17 protein-coding genes are annotated in these 13,905 nt (G+C 73.6%); 4 read left to right on the top strand and 13 right to left on the bottom strand.

The window, feature by feature from the left end:
• Positions 1-4: 4 nt before the first annotated feature.
• From MKK53_RS17055 to MKK53_RS17005, 11 genes are all read right to left on the bottom strand, one after another.
• Positions 5-1,027, bottom strand: coding sequence for a zinc-binding dehydrogenase (locus tag MKK53_RS17055; RefSeq protein ID WP_243929885.1), 1,023 nt, complete (start codon positions 1,025-1,027; stop codon positions 5-7).
• Between the two features lie 45 nt (positions 1,028-1,072).
• Entirely contained in the window at positions 1,073-1,417 is a 345-nt protein-coding gene (locus MKK53_RS17050) for a hypothetical protein (protein ID WP_243929884.1), read from the bottom strand.
• Positions 1,404-1,736 carry a hypothetical protein gene (locus MKK53_RS17045; RefSeq protein ID WP_243929883.1) on the bottom strand — a complete coding sequence of 111 codons (333 nt, stop codon included), beginning with the start codon at positions 1,734-1,736 and terminating at the stop codon, positions 1,404-1,406. Before MKK53_RS17045 ends, MKK53_RS17050 begins: the two co-directional genes overlap by 14 nt.
• A gap of 52 nt (positions 1,737-1,788) precedes the next feature.
• Positions 1,789-2,064 (bottom strand): SH3 domain-containing protein, encoded by a 276-nt coding sequence (locus MKK53_RS17040; RefSeq protein WP_243929882.1) that lies wholly within the window; start codon positions 2,062-2,064, stop codon positions 1,789-1,791.
• 19 nt (positions 2,065-2,083) lie between these two features.
• Positions 2,084-2,848, bottom strand: a complete 765-nt coding sequence (locus MKK53_RS17035) for an SDR family NAD(P)-dependent oxidoreductase (RefSeq protein ID WP_243929881.1) — start codon at positions 2,846-2,848, stop codon at positions 2,084-2,086.
• Positions 2,845-4,128, bottom strand: coding sequence for a beta-ketoacyl-ACP synthase (locus tag MKK53_RS17030; protein WP_243929880.1), 1,284 nt, complete (start codon positions 4,126-4,128; stop codon positions 2,845-2,847). Before MKK53_RS17030 ends, MKK53_RS17035 begins: the two co-directional genes overlap by 4 nt.
• 67 nt (positions 4,129-4,195) lie before the next feature.
• On the bottom strand, positions 4,196-4,501 hold the full coding sequence (locus MKK53_RS17025) for a BrnA antitoxin family protein (protein ID WP_243929879.1): 306 nt from the start codon (positions 4,499-4,501) through the stop codon (positions 4,196-4,198).
• Entirely contained in the window at positions 4,479-4,772 is a 294-nt protein-coding gene (locus MKK53_RS17020) for a BrnT family toxin (protein ID WP_243929878.1), read from the bottom strand. The genes MKK53_RS17025 and MKK53_RS17020 overlap by 23 nt, the downstream gene beginning before the upstream one ends.
• A 34-nt stretch (positions 4,773-4,806) precedes the next feature.
• A complete protein-coding gene (locus MKK53_RS17015) occupies positions 4,807-6,078 on the bottom strand; it encodes a Zn-dependent hydrolase (RefSeq protein WP_243929877.1) in 1,272 nt (423 codons plus the stop codon).
• A 130-nt stretch (positions 6,079-6,208) separates the two neighbouring features.
• Entirely contained in the window at positions 6,209-6,670 is a 462-nt protein-coding gene (locus MKK53_RS17010) for a tellurite resistance TerB family protein (protein ID WP_243929876.1), read from the bottom strand.
• A 286-nt stretch (positions 6,671-6,956) separates the two neighbouring features.
• Complete coding sequence (locus tag MKK53_RS17005) at positions 6,957-8,480, bottom strand: CYTH and CHAD domain-containing protein (protein ID WP_243929957.1); 1,524 nt, start codon at positions 8,478-8,480, stop codon at positions 6,957-6,959.
• A 315-nt stretch (positions 8,481-8,795) separates the two neighbouring features.
• Between MKK53_RS17005 and MKK53_RS17000 the strand changes: the two genes are divergently transcribed.
• Complete coding sequence (locus MKK53_RS17000; protein ID WP_243929875.1) at positions 8,796-10,751, top strand: SelB C-terminal domain-containing protein; 1,956 nt, start codon at positions 8,796-8,798, stop codon at positions 10,749-10,751.
• On the opposite strand, the gene MKK53_RS16995 is transcribed toward MKK53_RS17000, so the two are convergent.
• Positions 10,709-11,029: a hypothetical protein gene (locus MKK53_RS16995; RefSeq protein ID WP_243929874.1), complete on the bottom strand. Its 321-nt coding sequence runs from the start codon at positions 11,027-11,029 to the stop codon at positions 10,709-10,711. The genes MKK53_RS17000 and MKK53_RS16995 overlap by 43 nt on opposite strands.
• Positions 11,030-11,277: 248 nt before the next feature.
• On the bottom strand, positions 11,278-11,790 hold the full coding sequence (locus MKK53_RS16990; RefSeq protein ID WP_279599082.1) for a Fur family transcriptional regulator: 513 nt from the start codon (positions 11,788-11,790) through the stop codon (positions 11,278-11,280).
• A 188-nt stretch (positions 11,791-11,978) separates the two neighbouring features.
• Between MKK53_RS16990 and MKK53_RS25470 the strand changes: the two genes are divergently transcribed.
• The 3 genes from MKK53_RS25470 to MKK53_RS16980 are packed head-to-tail and all read left to right on the top strand — an operon-like array spanning position 11,979 to position 13,791.
• Entirely contained in the window at positions 11,979-12,107 is a 129-nt protein-coding gene (locus tag MKK53_RS25470) for a hypothetical protein (RefSeq protein ID WP_279599081.1), read from the top strand.
• Entirely contained in the window at positions 12,104-12,931 is an 828-nt protein-coding gene (locus tag MKK53_RS16985) for a metal ABC transporter ATP-binding protein (protein WP_243929873.1), read from the top strand. The genes MKK53_RS25470 and MKK53_RS16985 overlap by 4 nt, the downstream gene beginning before the upstream one ends.
• A gap of 35 nt (positions 12,932-12,966) precedes the next feature.
• The gene (locus MKK53_RS16980; protein ID WP_279599107.1) at positions 12,967-13,791 is read left to right on the top strand and encodes a metal ABC transporter permease; all 825 of its coding nucleotides are present in this window, start codon (positions 12,967-12,969) and stop codon (positions 13,789-13,791) included.
• Positions 13,792-13,905: the final 114 nt, after the last annotated feature.

Genomic DNA, 13,905 nt, shown 5'->3' with positions numbered 1-13,905 from the left:
GACCCTACAGCGCCACGATGATCTTCCCGAACACCTTGCGCGACTCGAGCCGCTCCAGCCCCTGGGTGAAGTCGGCCATGGGATAGACCGTGTCGACCACCGGGCGGATGCCGTCCTTCATCTTGGCGAGGGACTGGCCGATGTTGGCGAGCGAGCAGCCGAACGAGCCGGTGATGCGGTATTGCTGCTGGAACAGCTGCATCAGGTTCATCGTCGCGCTCGGGCCGGAGGTGGAGCCGCAGGTGACGAGGCGCCCGCCGCGCTTCAGGCACAGGAGCGAGCCGTTCCAGGTGTCGGCGCCCACGTGCTCGAACACCACGTCCACGCCCTTGCGCTTGGTCAGGCGGCGGACCTCACCCTCGAACCGCTCGGTGCGGTAGTTGATGACGTGGTCGGCCCCGAGTTCGGCCGCCCTCGCGCCCTTCTCGTCGTCGCCCACCGTGGTGAAGACCGTGCAGCCGATGGCCTTCGCCATGCGGATCGCCGCCGTGCCGATCCCCGAGCCGCCGGCATGGACCAGCACGCTCTCGCCGGGCTCCAGCTTGGCGTTGTCGAACAGCATGTGCTGCACCGTGCCGAAGGCGATGCCGGCGCAGGCGGCGTCCGCGTCGGCGATGCCCTCCGGCACCGGCACCACGAGGCGGGCGGGCAGGGTCACGAGCTCGCGGGCGAACCCGTCGATGTGGAAGCCCATCACGCCGCCGACCTCCTCGCAGAGGTTGTCCCGGCCCTCGCGGCAGGCGCGGCATCGGCCGCAGGTCAGGGCGCCGTAGGGCACGACGCGGGTGCCCGGCGCGAGCCCGGTGACGCCCTCGCCCACGGATTCCACCTCCCCCGCGGCCTCGGCCCCGACGATCAGGGGCATCCGGCGCTTGGCGAAGGCCATGCCGCGGAAGCCCCAGACGTCGATGAAGTTCAGCCCCACCGCGCGGATGCGCAGCCGCACCTCGCCCGGGCCGGGGGGCGGCGGCGGCTCGACCTCGGTCAGGCGCAGGTCACGGTCGCCGAAGAGTTGGAGGGCTCGCATCGAAACGGTTCCAGTGGATGGCATGCGAGGCCGGCGATGCGGACCTCAGAGGACGACGCTGCGGGGGCCGCAGGGGATCGCGTCGAGACGGCGGCCGATCCGCTGCCGGCTTGGCCCGGACAGCCGCCCGATCTGCGCGTTCGGCACCGTGAACGGCTTGCCGCGCGCGATCGGGGGATGCGACAGGCCCGCGGCGGCCCGACCCCCGATCGGGCAGTCGCTCGGCCGATGGCTGCCCGCGCCCGTCGTGTTCGTCGCGACCACCGCGTGCCCGTTGGCGGCGTCGAAGTCGGCCCCCGACAGGACGAGGACCGGCCGGCGCTTATGGACCGGCACGTCGATGAAGGGGAAGAGGGCGGTAGGAACGTCGAACCGCTCAGAGCCCGTCATGGGCCTCGGCATCTTCGGGGCTGTTCCATGCGGTCGGCGTCGCCGTCCGGGACAGGAGATAGGGATCGGGCGCATCCCGTTCGGCCGTGATCGTCGCCCCCCGCCGCGTCTGCAGCGCCCGCCAGAACGCGGCATCCCTCGGCTCCGGTGCGAGGCCGCCCGCCGGACGCTCCGCCTCTCGGGCGCGGCGGAACCGGAGGGGGCGCCCTTCGAGGCGCTGGACGAGCCCTGCGCCGGAGGCGAGCCCCCGGATCGCTTCCGACAGGGAGGGATCACCCTCGATGTGCTGCGGGCGGAGAACCGCCGCGCGAATGATCATCGTGGCCATCCGGGCACCTCGGGCCGCAATCTACGGGGTCGGCCCCGCCCGATCAATCGGGCGTGAGATACCGCCGCCGCGCCCAGCCTACGGTGCGGCCGATGCGGACGCGGCACCAGGTGGTGCGGCTCGGGGTGTCGTTGGTGCAGCCGAAGACCAGGGCGCGCTGGCGGATCTCGCCGACCACCTCGGCGGCGGCATCCGGCTCGACGCGGATGCTCAGCGGCTCGCCGGGGGCGAGGCCGGTGACCCGGTAGGCCTGCGGCTCGGCACGGGCCGCGCCGACGGGCAGGATCGCGAGCAACAGGGTGGCGGCGAAGGGGCGCATCGGCAAGGTCACAGGGCACTCAGGAGCGGTGGACGCCCATCATCGCGGTCAGGCCGCCGTCCACCGGCAGCACCGCCCCGGTGATGTAGCCCGCGCCCTCGCCCATCAGGAAGGTCGCCAGCGCCGCGACCTCCTCGGGCCGGGCGAAGCGGCCGGCGGGGATCTGGCGCTCCATGCCGGCCCGGTGGGCGGCGTAGGGGGCGAGCATCGCCGTGTCGATGAAGCCCGGGGCGATGACGTTCACCGTCACGCCGCGCTTGGCGGATTCGACGGCCAACGTCCGGCAATAGGCGATCAGCGCGCCCTTGCTGGCGGCGTAGGCGGCGTTGCCCGCGTTCCCCCGCAGCGCCGCCACCGAGCCGATGGCGACGATCCGGCCCGCGCGGGCCCGGGTCATCCCCCGCACCAGCGCCTTGGCGAGGCGGGTGAGGGAGAAGAAGTTCACCTGCATCGCCGCCTCCGCCCGGTCCTGATCGAACATGGCGGCGAGCCCGTCGCTCGACTGGCCGGCGTTGTGAACGAGGCCGTGGTAGCCGACCTCCTCGGCGGTGTCGCAGAAGGCGTCGAGCGCCGCCCGGTCGGCGAGGTCGACGGCGTAGCCGCGGATGCCGAGGCCGGGATGGGCCTCGTTCAGCGCGCTCGCCAGGGCCGCCGCCGCCTCGCCCGAGGCCCGGTAGGTGAAGTCGACCGCGTAGCCCGCCCCGGCGAGGCCGCGCACGATGGCGGCGCCGAGCCCCGTGCCGCCCCCGGTGACGAGGACGCGCTTCTCTCCCCCGCCGCTCATGCCGGCTCCGCCCCGAGCACGAGGCAGGTGTTCTGGCCGCCGAAGCCGAAGGAGTTCGACAGCACCGTCCGCACCGGCACGTCCCGGGCCTGCCCGACGATGTCGAGGCTCAGCGCCGGGTCGGGCTGGCGGTAGTTGATGGTGGGCGGGATGCGCCCGTGGCGGATCGACAGCAGGGAGGCCACGGCCTCGATGGCGCCCGCGGCGGTGAGGGTGTGGCCGATCATCGACTTGTTCGAGGTGACGGGCAGGGTGGCGGCCCGCTCGCCGAACACGGCGGCGATGCCCGTGGCCTCCATCCGGTCGTTCTCCGGCGTGGAGGTGCCGTGGGCGTTCACCGTGTCGATCTCATCCGGCGTGAGGCCGGCATCGTCCAGGCTCGCGCGGATCGCCGCGAGGATCGGCGCCCCGTCCGGGCTGGAGCGGGTGCGGTGGAAGCCGTCGCCCTTCTCGCCGCAGCCGAGCACGTAGCCGAGGATCGTCGCCCCCCGCGCCACGGCGGCGGCGGCGTCCTCCAGCACCAGGGCGGCGGCACCCTCGCCCATCACGAACCCGTCCCGGTCCTTCGAGAAGGGGCGGGAGGCTTCCTCGGGCGTGTCGTTGCGCGTCGAGAGGGCGGAGAGGAGCGAGAAGCGGATCAGCGATTCCGGGTTCACCGAGCCGTCCGTGCCGATGCACAGGGCGGCCGAGGTCTCGCCCCGCCGGATCGCCTCGACGCCGAGCTGGATCGCGGTCGCCCCGGAGGAGCACGCGGTGGAGAGGGAGATGGGCGAGCCCCGGGTGCCGAACCGTTCGGCGATCCGGTCGGCGACGGTGCCGAACAGGAACAGGTCGTGCCACGCGTCGAAGCGGCCCGTGGCCACGGCCCGGAGCAGGCCGGCATAGTCCACCGGCCCGTCGCCCTCGACGGCCTCGGCCAGCGCGCGGCGCTGGGGCCATTCCATCTCGACGGGGGGGACGGCGATGAACAGGGGCCCGGGGAAGGTGCCCTTGCCGCCGACATTCGCCTGCTCCAGCGCCTCCTCGGCGGCCACGGCGGCGAACCGCTCGGAGAGGAGCGGCGCCACCAGCGGGTCGGTGTCGAGGAAGTCGACGGTGCCGGCGATGCGGGTGCGCAGCCCCTCGGTGGGGAAGCGGGCGATCTCCCGGATCCCGGAGCGGCCCTCGGTCAGGGCGGCCCAGGTGTCGGCCTGGCCCCGGCCGAGGGAGGAAACGAGGCCGAGGCCCGTCACCGCGATGAGCGGCCGGCCCCTGGCGTCGCGATAGGCGCGTGCGGTCATGGGAGCGTCCTGTACGGGATTTTTCGGCTCCGCACAGCCGGGTGGCGTGAAAAGCTGGGCTGCGCAGTCAGGACTTCGGGTCCTCGCTCAGCCGCCGTTCCATGTATTGCCGGAGGACCGCGTTCATGCGGCTCTGGTAGCCCTTGCCGCCGCGCTTGAAGAAGGCGACCACGTCGCCGTCGAAGGTTGCGTGGACGGACACCCGGGCGGGGGGGAGTCCCACGAAGGCCTCCGCCCATTCGTCGTCCGAGGCGGTGGCCGGGTTGTCCGTGTCCGCGGCGGCGATGCGCTCGACCTCGTCGTCCGGCATGGCACGGAGATGCGCCCAGTCGGTCCTGTCGCGGTTCGGGTCAGGTCGCTTGGCGGTGGGCATGGTACAACTGCCTTTCCCGTCTGTTGGCGCGGCGCGCGGAGATGACCCGCTGCTTGCCATCCCGCGGTGTGAAGGTGACGTTCAGGACAAGGCCGTTCAACTCCACGAGGGCATTGTAGCGCGTCTCGCCGTAGTCGAACCGCTTGTCTTCGCGGGTGAGGAGGAAGCGGCCGTCGAAGACCGCATCCAGCCCGGCGAAGTCGAGACCGCGCTGGGCGAGGTTGGTCTCGCTCTTGCGATCATCCCACGACGTATGGTCGCCCTCTCCCACACCCCGCCCCCACGAGACGCGAAGTCAGCCTGGATCAATCCACCGTCGCCGGCATGTCGGCCAGGCGCAGCACGGTCTGGAGCAGCACGTCGGCGCCGGCCGCGCAATCAGCCTGGGTCGCCGATTCGGCTTCGTTGTGGCTCACCCCGTCCTTGCACGGCACGAAGATCATCGCCGCGGGCACCCGGCCGGCGAGGTTGCAGGCGTCGTGCCCCGCCCCGGAGATGATCCGGCGCTTCGACAGGCCGAGTCCCTCGGCGGCGGCCTCCACGGCGGCGACCACCTGCGGGGCGAAGGGCACCGGCTCCTTGCGCCAGATCCGCTCCAGCACGAGGGTCAGGCGGCGCCGCTCGCCGATCTCGGCGGCGGCCTGCCGCAGCGCGGCCTCCATCGCGTCGAGGGTGGCCGAGCGGGGGTCGCGCGTGTCCACGGAGAAGGCGACCCGCCCCGGCACGACGTTGCGCGAGGGGGCGAGGATGGTGGCCTCGCCGATAGTGGCCACGGCGCTCGGCCCGTGGGCGAGGGCGATGCGCTCGGCCGCCAGGGCGAACTCGGAGAGGCCGAGCAGGGCGTCCCGGCGGCGGGGCATCGGCGTGGTGCCGGCATGGCTCTCGAAGCCCTCCACCGTCCCGTCGAACCACGCGATGCCCTGGCCGCCCTCGACCACGCCGATGGTCTTGCCCTCGGCCTCCAGGATCGGCCCCTGCTCGATGTGCAGTTCCACGAAGGCGCCGATGGGGCGTTCGCCCACCGCCTCGCCGCCGCGATAGCCGATGGCGTCGAGCGCCTGCGCCACCGTGATGCCGGCGGCGTCGCGCTTCTCCAGGATCTCGTCCGTGGTGAACTCGCCCGCATAGGCGGCCGAGGCCATCATGGCGGGGGCGAAGCGGGAGCCCTCCTCGTTGGTCCAGTTGACCAGCAGCAGGGGCGCCCGCGTCTCGATGCCGGCATCGGCCAGGGTGCGCATCACCTCCAGGCCGGCCAGCACGCCGAGCACCCCGTCGAACTTGCCGCCCGTGGGCTGGGTGTCGAGGTGGGAGCCGAAGGCCACCGGCGGCAGGTCCGGGTCCCGGCCGGGGCGCAGGGCGTACTGGGTGCCCAGGGCATCGACGCCGACCGTCAGCCCCGCCGCCTCGCAGGCGTCGCGGAACCAGTCCCGCACCTTCCCGTCCTCGGGGGAGAGGGTCAGCCGGTTGATGCCGCCCTTGGGCGTGCCCCCGAAGGCGGCGGTCTCGTGGATCGTCGCCCAGAGACGCGCGCCGTCGGCGCGCAGGTTGTGGGTGCTGGAGGGGGTGCTCTCACTCATACCGGTTCCTCTCACGGGCTCCCGCCGCGTGGCAATGCTCAGAGGGGAGCCGTGGTGCTCGGCCGCCCCGACCGGATGCGGAGCAACCCAGGTGCCAGCCGGGCCGGGATGGGCCGGCGCCCGCGGGGTGTCAGCCCTGCGGCCGCCGCACGGGTGAGGCGTCCAGCAGGCCCTGTCCATCGACCTGCAGGGCGAAGGCGATCTCGCCGAGGGCGGTGGCCTCGATCCCGCTGATCCCGTCCGCGTCGGCGACGTCGGCGGCGATGAGGAAGATGTTGTCCCGCTGGCTGTCCGGCCGGCCCGCCGCCGCCGCGATGTGGCGCAGGTTCTCCGCCCGGCCGAGGCGCGTGCGGGCCCTGGCGATGGCGTCGTAGAGTTCCGTCTCCAGCATCAGGGTGTCGTAGCCCTTCTCCAGGATCGGGTCGGCGCGCAGGCCCTGGAGGGCGGCGTCGAACTCCCCGCCCGCCACCTCGCCGTCGGCGACGATGACGTTGGCCGCCGCGGAGACCGCGGCCAGCATCAGCACCCGGTCGCCGGCATAGGCCATGACCGTGCCGGAGACCCGGCCGAAGAGGGAGCTGAAGAACGTCATCGCGGCGGGCTCTGGCTGTCGTCGGGCGGGGGCCTACCCGCAAACCGTGCCGTGGGGAATCGCATCAGGGATAAATTGAATCCCCGCCTCGCTAGACACGCACCGGCAACATGCGCCTGTCATCCCTGGACTCGGCTGCGCTTCCCCCCTCGCGCGGCCGACGGGGCGGGCCCGTCACCCCCGTGGTCGGGTCCGTCCCCGTCGCGTCAGCGCCGGAACGGAGCGCGGTGAGCCCCAGAGCCGCCTGCGTTCCGGCGCCGTCGCCCTCCCGCGGGCAGCGCTCTCCTCAGCGCCAGAACGGCTTGACGTCGAGCAGGTCCGCGCGGGCGTCGGCGGCCTTGTCCAGAAGGTCCTTCACCCGCTTCTCGTCCACCTCCGGCATGGCCGGCCCGCCCTCGTCGGCGAGCCCCAGGGGCAGATGCCGGACGGTCTCGATGTCGTTGAGCGCGCCGAGGTGGTCCTGCAGCTCCGAGAGCGCGTCGCCGAACGCCTTCTGGCGCTTCTGCGCCTTCGGCTTCGGGAACAGGTCGGCGAAGAACTCGGCGCCGTAGCGCAGCTTCTTGGCCGAGATGCGCGCCCGGTGGCGGGTGTGGGCATCGAGATGGCGCAGGCCCTTCCCCCGCTTCTTCACCCGGCGGCGGGCCTTGTCGAGGATGCCGGCGGCGAAGTGCCGCCCGTCCTGCCGGGCGGCATCCTGCTCGCTCCACGGGCCCACCTCGACCCAGCCGGCGATGTCGAGCAGGAGGCCGCGCCATTGCGGGCTGGCCAGGATGCCCTGCACGGCCAGGTAGGCCCGCTCGCGGGCGGCCTTGGCCTTCTCGCTCACCGCGTCGAGGGCCGGGTCGCCGGGGTTGTGCTCGGCGAGGACGGGCAAGGTGTCGTGCAGGAACACGTCGAGGTTGCGCGCCTCCCCGAACGGCTCCGTCACCCGCTTGATCTCGTCGGCCAAAGCCGTGGCCTTCGGGTCGCCCTCGAACAGCGGGGCGCAGAGGGAGAGGGCCGAGCGCAGCCGCCGCAGGGCGACGCGCATCTGGTGCAGGGCGCTCGGGTCGCGCGGGCCGTCGAGGAAGGCGGTCTCGTTGAGCCGCAGGTGGCGCAGGCAGCTCCGGGCGACGGTGCGGAACACGGTGCCGGCGTCGGCGTCCGGCGACAGGTCCACCGCCCCGGCCTTGCACGGCGTCGGCACTTCCCGGTCCAGCACGGCGAAGCCCCGGGCGCTCTTAGACAGGACGCCGAGGCGCAGGGGCACGGTCTCGGCCAGGGCCTGCGCGAAGGCGAACAGATCGGCCACCCCGCCGCTCTCGATCTCCAGCTCCACCTCGCAGAGGGTGGAATCGCCCGATGCGCACTCGACCCGGCCCTCGTCGAGGGTCACGAGGATGCGCGATTCGCCGTAGCTCACCGGGTGGACGCGCCGCTCGATCAGCGTCGTGAACAGCGGGGCGAGCTCCGTGCCCGCCCCGGCCAGGACGGGCTCGGCCGCCGTGCCGGCCCAGGCGGCCGGATCGGGCGAATCACCCGCCACGTCGCTCTCCCACTCGGCCCGGTCGAACAGGCCGATCTGGCCCGAGCCGGCCTTGACCGTCTGCACGTACCGGCCGCCCTCCGAACGGATGCGCAGGGTGAGCCCGGCCTCCTTCAGCGCACGCCCGGGCGTGTCGAAATAGGTGGTGAGGAGAAGCTTCGGCTCGGTGGCGGCCACGTCCTTGAGGAGGGGGTGGCCGCTCAATGCCGTGAGGTCGGGGCCGCCACAATCGAGCTTCAGCTCGATCTCCCGCGGCTCTCCCTTTCCTTCCACCGCCTCGCTCATGTGACTCACGTCCCGCTTTCCTGTCTCTCTGGCTGGCCAAGTGGCCGATCTACCACGTCTCAAGGGCATCGTCCGCCCGGACGTCTCTCCTACGCTTGACGGCGCCAAGCGATCCGATGCTATCGCGCGATGGCCGCGATTGCGGCGGCGCGGCAATTTCAGTATAGTTTGATTTTGCGACATTAAATCGCTTGCAATTCAATTGCTTTCCCGAGTATCGCCCCACGCCAACCAGATCTGCCCGCCCTCCCCAGGCCAGGGAGCGGGACGCATCCGCGTCGGTTGAACGAGCGGCCCGTCATTCGAGCACCCTCCGTGACTGCGTTGAAGACACTCCTCGCCGGCGTCATCGGCCATGTCGATCATGGCAAGACAGCGCTCGTGCGCGCGCTGACGGGGGTGGAGACGGACCGGCTCAAGGAGGAGCAGGCCCGCGGGGTCTCCATCGTGCCGGGCTTCGCCCTGCTCGCCGGGGAGGCCGGGGAGATCGACCTCGTGGACCTGCCGGGCCACGAGCGGTTCGTGCGGGCCATGGTCTCGGGGGCCACGGGGATGCGGGCGGTGCTGCTCGCCGTCGATGCCAACGAAGGCATCAAGCCCCAGACCGTCGAGCACCTTGAGATCGCGCGCCTGGTCGGCGTGCGCCGGGGCGTGCTGGCGCTGACCAAGGCGGACCTCGCCTCGCCGGAGACGATCCGCACCCGCGCCGCCGAGATCGCCGCCGCCGCGGCCCGGGCCGGGCTGGAGACCGGGCCCGTCATCGCCACCTCGACCGTCACGGGGATCGGCCTGCCGGCCCTGTCGGCGGCGCTCCTCGGCCTTCTGGCCGAGGCGGGGCCGGGCACCGACGACGGGTTCCCCTACCTGCCGGTCGACCGGGTCTTCACCCGCGCGGGCTTCGGCACGGTGGTGACCGGGACCCTGCGCCGGGGGCGGCTTTCGGTGGGCGACACCGTCGCGATCGCCCCGGGCGGGCGCAGCGCCGTGGTGCGCGGGCTCCAGATCCATGGCCGCCCCGTCGAGGTGGCCGAGCCCGGCCGCCGGACGGCGGTGGCCCTGCGCGGCGTCGGCCTGGACGAGATCGCCCGCGGCCAGGCCCTGTGCCTGCCGGACCTGCTGGTTCCCACCCGCTGGCTCGACGTGGCGATCACCGCCGCATCGAGCGCCGAATCGGCCCTGCCCAACGGCCTCGCCTGCCGCCTGCTGTTCGGCACCACCGAGGTCGAGGCGCGGCTGCGCCTCCTCGACCGGCCGTCCCTGGAGCCGGGGGCGTCGGCGCAGGCGCAGCTCCACCTCTCCGAGGACGTGGCGGTGCCGGCCCGGGAGCCCTTCGTCCTGCGCCTCGATTCGCCCGCCGCCACGATCGCCGGAGGGCGCATCCTCGATCCGGCGAGCCGCCGCCGCCGCCGCAACGACCCCCGCGTGACCGCAGACCTCGCGGCCATCGCCGCCGGCCGCCCGGCCGAGGCCCTCGCCGTGCGCCTCGGCCAGGCCGGGGCCCTCGGCGCCCCCCTGGCGGAGCTGGCCCGGCTCGCCGGCTCCACACCCGAGCGCGTCCGCCGCCTTCTCACCGCCGCCGGGGCCCGCGAGATCGCCGAGCGGTTCGTGGGGGCGCCGGCCTTCTCGGCCCTGCGGGCGGGGACGATGGGAACCCTGTCCCAGTTCCACCGGGAGCGCCCGATGGACCACGGCACGCCCCTGGATCAGGTGGCGCGGGCGCTCGCCCTGCCGGAGGCGGTGACGGGCGCTGTGCTGCGCGACCTTGCGGGCTCCGGCGAGGTGACGCAGGCCGGCACCCTGTGGCGCCGGGCGGATTTCGACCCCGCGCGCAACGAGACCGAGACGGTGCGCCGCCTGGAGCAATCGTTCCGCAAGGCCGGCCTCAACCCCCCCGACGAGGCCGAGGCCATCGGCCGGGACATCCGCCGCCGGGACGCCCTGAACTACCTCGTCGGTTCCGGCGCGGTCATCCGCGCGGTGGACCGGGTGCAGCGCCGGGCGGTGCTGTTCCACCGGGAGGCAGTGGCCGACGCCCGCGAGCGGCTCCTCGACGCCTTCCCGGCGGCGGCCGATGCGGAGACCGGCTTCCTGGCCCGCGAGGCCGGGGCGGCCCTGGGCATCTCACGCAAATTCTCGATCCCGCTCCTGGAGCACCTCGACGCCACGGGCTTCACCCGCCGCGCCGGAGACAAGCGCATCATCGTCGCCCTGGAGACGAAGGGGGCCGCTCAGAAGTCGCTGCCCGGCCAGTCGTCCGGGCTCGGCTCGTAGCAGGTGTAGCCCACGAGGCAGGCGGCGCTGTCGCGGGTTGGCCGGAAGGCCCGGCGGGCGATCTCGGTCGGCTCGCAGAACGATCGGTCGCGGACGAAGCGGTCGTAGGTCTGGCCCCCGGTGCCGAGCACGATCGCCCCCTGGGACGTCACCAGCCGGGACGCCTGGGCGCAGCTCATGGCGGTCGTGGAGGGCCGCCCCTGTGCCAGGGCGGGCGTCGCCGCCAGCGCGGCGACGGACAGGGCGATCAGCCTCTTCGACACGGGTGCCTTCCTCATGGGGGCTCAAGCCCGGCGCCGCGGACGCGGTTCCTGTGACCCGCGGGCGCATCCGGGGGCACCGATCACGGGGGGGCACCCCGCGGGGACACGGGGCGGATCACCTCGTCATGCGAGCCGGGGATCCGAACGGGCGTCGCGCCGACGCGCTCCGTCCTCCGCCGAGGGAGGGATGCGCCCGGCTCTGAGGACGATCCCGATTCTTCCGTCGGAGATCCAGGGTCAGGGCCGGCCGAAGGCAGGCTCCGCTACCCCGCCCCCCGGGCCTTGTCGCGGCAGGCGCCGCAATCGCCCTCGACCTCCAGGATGCTGTGGGCGGGGGTGAAGCCCGCGCGCTTGAGGGTCTTGCCGAGCCCGCTCTCCACCTCGGGCGAGGTGGTCTCATCGATGCCGCCGCAGGTCCGGCAGATCAGGAACACCACGTTCTCCCCGATCCCGTGGGCATGGGCGCAGGGCACGAAGGCGTTGCGGCTGGCGATGCGGTGGACGAGGCCGAGTTCCATCAGGAAGTCCAGCGCCCGGTAGACCGAGACCGGCGCAACCCGCCGCCCCGGGCGGCTCAGGCGCTCGGCGATGTCGTAGGCCCCCGGCGGCGGCTCGCTGGCCGCCACCGCCTCCAGCACCTCCCGCCGCAGGGCGGTGAACTGCACCCCCCGCTCGCGGCACAGCTCCTCGGCGCGGGTGAGGATCACCGCCGGCTCGGCCCGGCAGGAATGGGCATGGCCATGGTCGTGACCGTGGCGGTGTCCGGCGGATGGCAAGATGGCGGCTCCCCGCATGGCCGCCCGGCGTGGCCGCCGGACGAGCGCCGGTTGTGCGGCGGCTTTGTTACAGTGTATCACTCCCTGCCGGGACCGCACCAGGGGCCGGCGCGATGCGCGGACGCCGCCGCCATGCCGGCCGGCGGATCTCGCGTCCCGCTCCGCCCCCCGCTCGTGAAGCCTCGCCCGTGCCCCGCCGCCCGTCCGCCCCACTCCGCCCCACGCTGTACCGCAGCGGGCTCGCCGCGCGCCTCGCCCTGGCGGCCGGCATGGCGGCCCTCGTCTGGCTGGCCATCGCCTGGGCCCTCGCCGCGTGAGCGCCGCCGCCCCCGCGCCGATCCGCCTGCACGGCTTGACCCTCGGCTACGACAGGCACCCGGCCGTCCACCACCTCGACGGGACGATCCGGCCCGGCGACCTCCTGGCGCTCGCCGGCCCGAACGGAGCGGGCAAGTCGACCCTGCTCAAGGGCCTGACCGGTGAGATCCCCGTCCTCGACGGGCGGATCGAGCGGCCGGACGAGATCGCCTACCTGCCCCAGATCGACGCCATCGACCGCAGCTTTCCCTTGAGCGTCATGGACCTCGCCGCCATGGGCTTGTGGCGCCGCCTCGGCCCGTGGCGGGCCCTGCGACGGACGGGGCCGGCGGTGCTCGACGCCCTGGCCACGGTCGGGCTCTCCGGGTTCGAGGCGCGGCCCATCGGGACGCTCTCCGGCGGGCAGTTCCGCCGGGCCCTGTTCGCCCGCCTGATCCTGCAGGATTGCCGGACGATCCTCCTCGACGAGCCCTTCACCGGCATCGACGCGAGGACCACGGACGACCTCCTCGCCCTCGTGCGCCGCTGGCACGGGGAGGGCCGGACGGTGGTGGCCGCGCTTCACGATTTCGGCCAGATCCGCGCCCACTTCCCGGCGACGCTGCTGCTCGCCCGCGAGCCCGTCGCCTGGGGGCCCACCGCCCGCGTCCTGACGCCGGAGAACCTCGCCCGCGCCCGCAGCCTGTCCGAGGCGTGGGACGAGGACGCACCGGTCTGCGACGGCGCCCGCCATGCCGGGCCGCCGGAGCCGCACGCCCATTCCCACGCCCACGGCCATTCCCACGCCCACCCGCCCCTCAGCGACCGCGAGGACGCCGCGTGATCGATCCCTTCGCGCCGTTCGTGGAATTCGGCTTCATGCGCAGGGCGCTGGCGGGCTGCCTCGCCCTGTCGGTCTCGGCGCCGCCGGTGGGGGTGTTCCTCATGCTCCGGCGCATGAGCCTGATGAGCGACGCCATGAGCCACGCCATCCTGCCCGGCGCGGCGGCGGGGTTCCTCGTGGCGGGCCTCTCCCTGCCGGCCATGACCCTCGGCGGCCTCGTGGCCGGGCTGGCGGTGGCCCTGCTCGCCGGGGCCGTCACCCGCACCACGGTGCTGCGGGAGGATGCGAGCCTGGCGGCCTTCTACCTGATCTCCCTGGCGGGCGGGGTGCTGCTCGTGTCCCTGCGCGGGTCGCAGGTGGATCTGATGCACTTCCTGTTCGGCTCGGTCCTCGCCCTGGACGACCCGGCGCTGATCCTGCTCGGGGGCATCTGCACCCTGACGCTCGCGGTCCTCGCCCTGATCTACCGGCCGCTGGTGATGGAGTGCGTCGATCCGCTGTTCCTGCGCAGCGTCAGCCGGGCGGGCGGGCCGGTGCATTTCGCCTTCCTCGGCCTCGTGGTGGTGAACCTCGTCGGCGGCTTCCAGGCCCTCGGGACGCTCCTCGCCGTGGGGCTGATGCTGCTGCCCGCGGTGGCGGCCCGGTTCTGGGCCCGGGAGCTGGGCGGCACGATGGGGGCCGCCGTGGCCATCGCGGCGCTGGCGAGCTTCAGCGGCCTCTCCCTGTCCTACCGGTTCGACCTGCCGAGCGGCCCCGCCATCGTCCTCGCGGCGGGCGCCCTCTACGTCGCCTCCATGCTCGTCGGCCCCCAGGGCGGCCTGCTGCGCCGCCTCGGACGGCGGCGGCATCTGGAGGCGTGATCCGCGCTCCCCGCACCGTCTCCAGCCCCGCGCCCACCCCTCCGCACAGGGGGGAGGAGGGCGCGTCGAGGTTCACGATCCTGGTTTTCCGGAAAGCGCCCTAACGCCGCGCCC

The sequence above is a fragment of the Methylobacterium sp. J-076 genome, from assembly GCF_022829405.1.
Classification (GTDB): domain Bacteria; phylum Pseudomonadota; class Alphaproteobacteria; order Rhizobiales; family Beijerinckiaceae; genus Methylobacterium.
This window is presented reverse-complemented; position numbering and strand designations above follow the sequence as displayed.

Bases quoted from the DNA above. Each gene is read 5' to 3' on its own strand.
- MKK53_RS17030 (WP_243929880.1), bottom strand. From the start codon at position 4,128: ATGACCGCACGCGCCTATCGCGACGCCAGGGGCCGGCCGCTCATCGCG.
- MKK53_RS17055 (WP_243929885.1), bottom strand. From the start codon at position 1,027: ATGCGAGCCCTCCAACTCTTCGGCGACCGTGACCTGCGCCTGACCGAG.
- MKK53_RS17040 (WP_243929882.1), bottom strand. From the start codon at position 2,064: ATGCGCCCCTTCGCCGCCACCCTGTTGCTCGCGATCCTGCCCGTCGGC.
- MKK53_RS17045 (WP_243929883.1), bottom strand. From the start codon at position 1,736: ATGATCATTCGCGCGGCGGTTCTCCGCCCGCAGCACATCGAGGGTGAT.
- MKK53_RS17015 (WP_243929877.1), bottom strand. From the start codon at position 6,078: ATGAGTGAGAGCACCCCCTCCAGCACCCACAACCTGCGCGCCGACGGC.
- MKK53_RS16980 (WP_279599107.1), top strand. From the start codon at position 12,967: ATGCGCAGGGCGCTGGCGGGCTGCCTCGCCCTGTCGGTCTCGGCGCCG.
- MKK53_RS17025 (WP_243929879.1), bottom strand. From the start codon at position 4,501: ATGCCCACCGCCAAGCGACCTGACCCGAACCGCGACAGGACCGACTGG.
- MKK53_RS17050 (WP_243929884.1), bottom strand. From the start codon at position 1,417: ATGACGGGCTCTGAGCGGTTCGACGTTCCTACCGCCCTCTTCCCCTTC.
- MKK53_RS17010 (WP_243929876.1), bottom strand. From the start codon at position 6,670: ATGACGTTCTTCAGCTCCCTCTTCGGCCGGGTCTCCGGCACGGTCATG.
- MKK53_RS17005 (WP_243929957.1), bottom strand. From the start codon at position 8,480: ATGAGCGAGGCGGTGGAAGGAAAGGGAGAGCCGCGGGAGATCGAGCTG.
- MKK53_RS17035 (WP_243929881.1), bottom strand. From the start codon at position 2,848: ATGAGCGGCGGGGGAGAGAAGCGCGTCCTCGTCACCGGGGGCGGCACG.
- MKK53_RS16995 (WP_243929874.1), bottom strand. From the start codon at position 11,029: ATGAGGAAGGCACCCGTGTCGAAGAGGCTGATCGCCCTGTCCGTCGCC.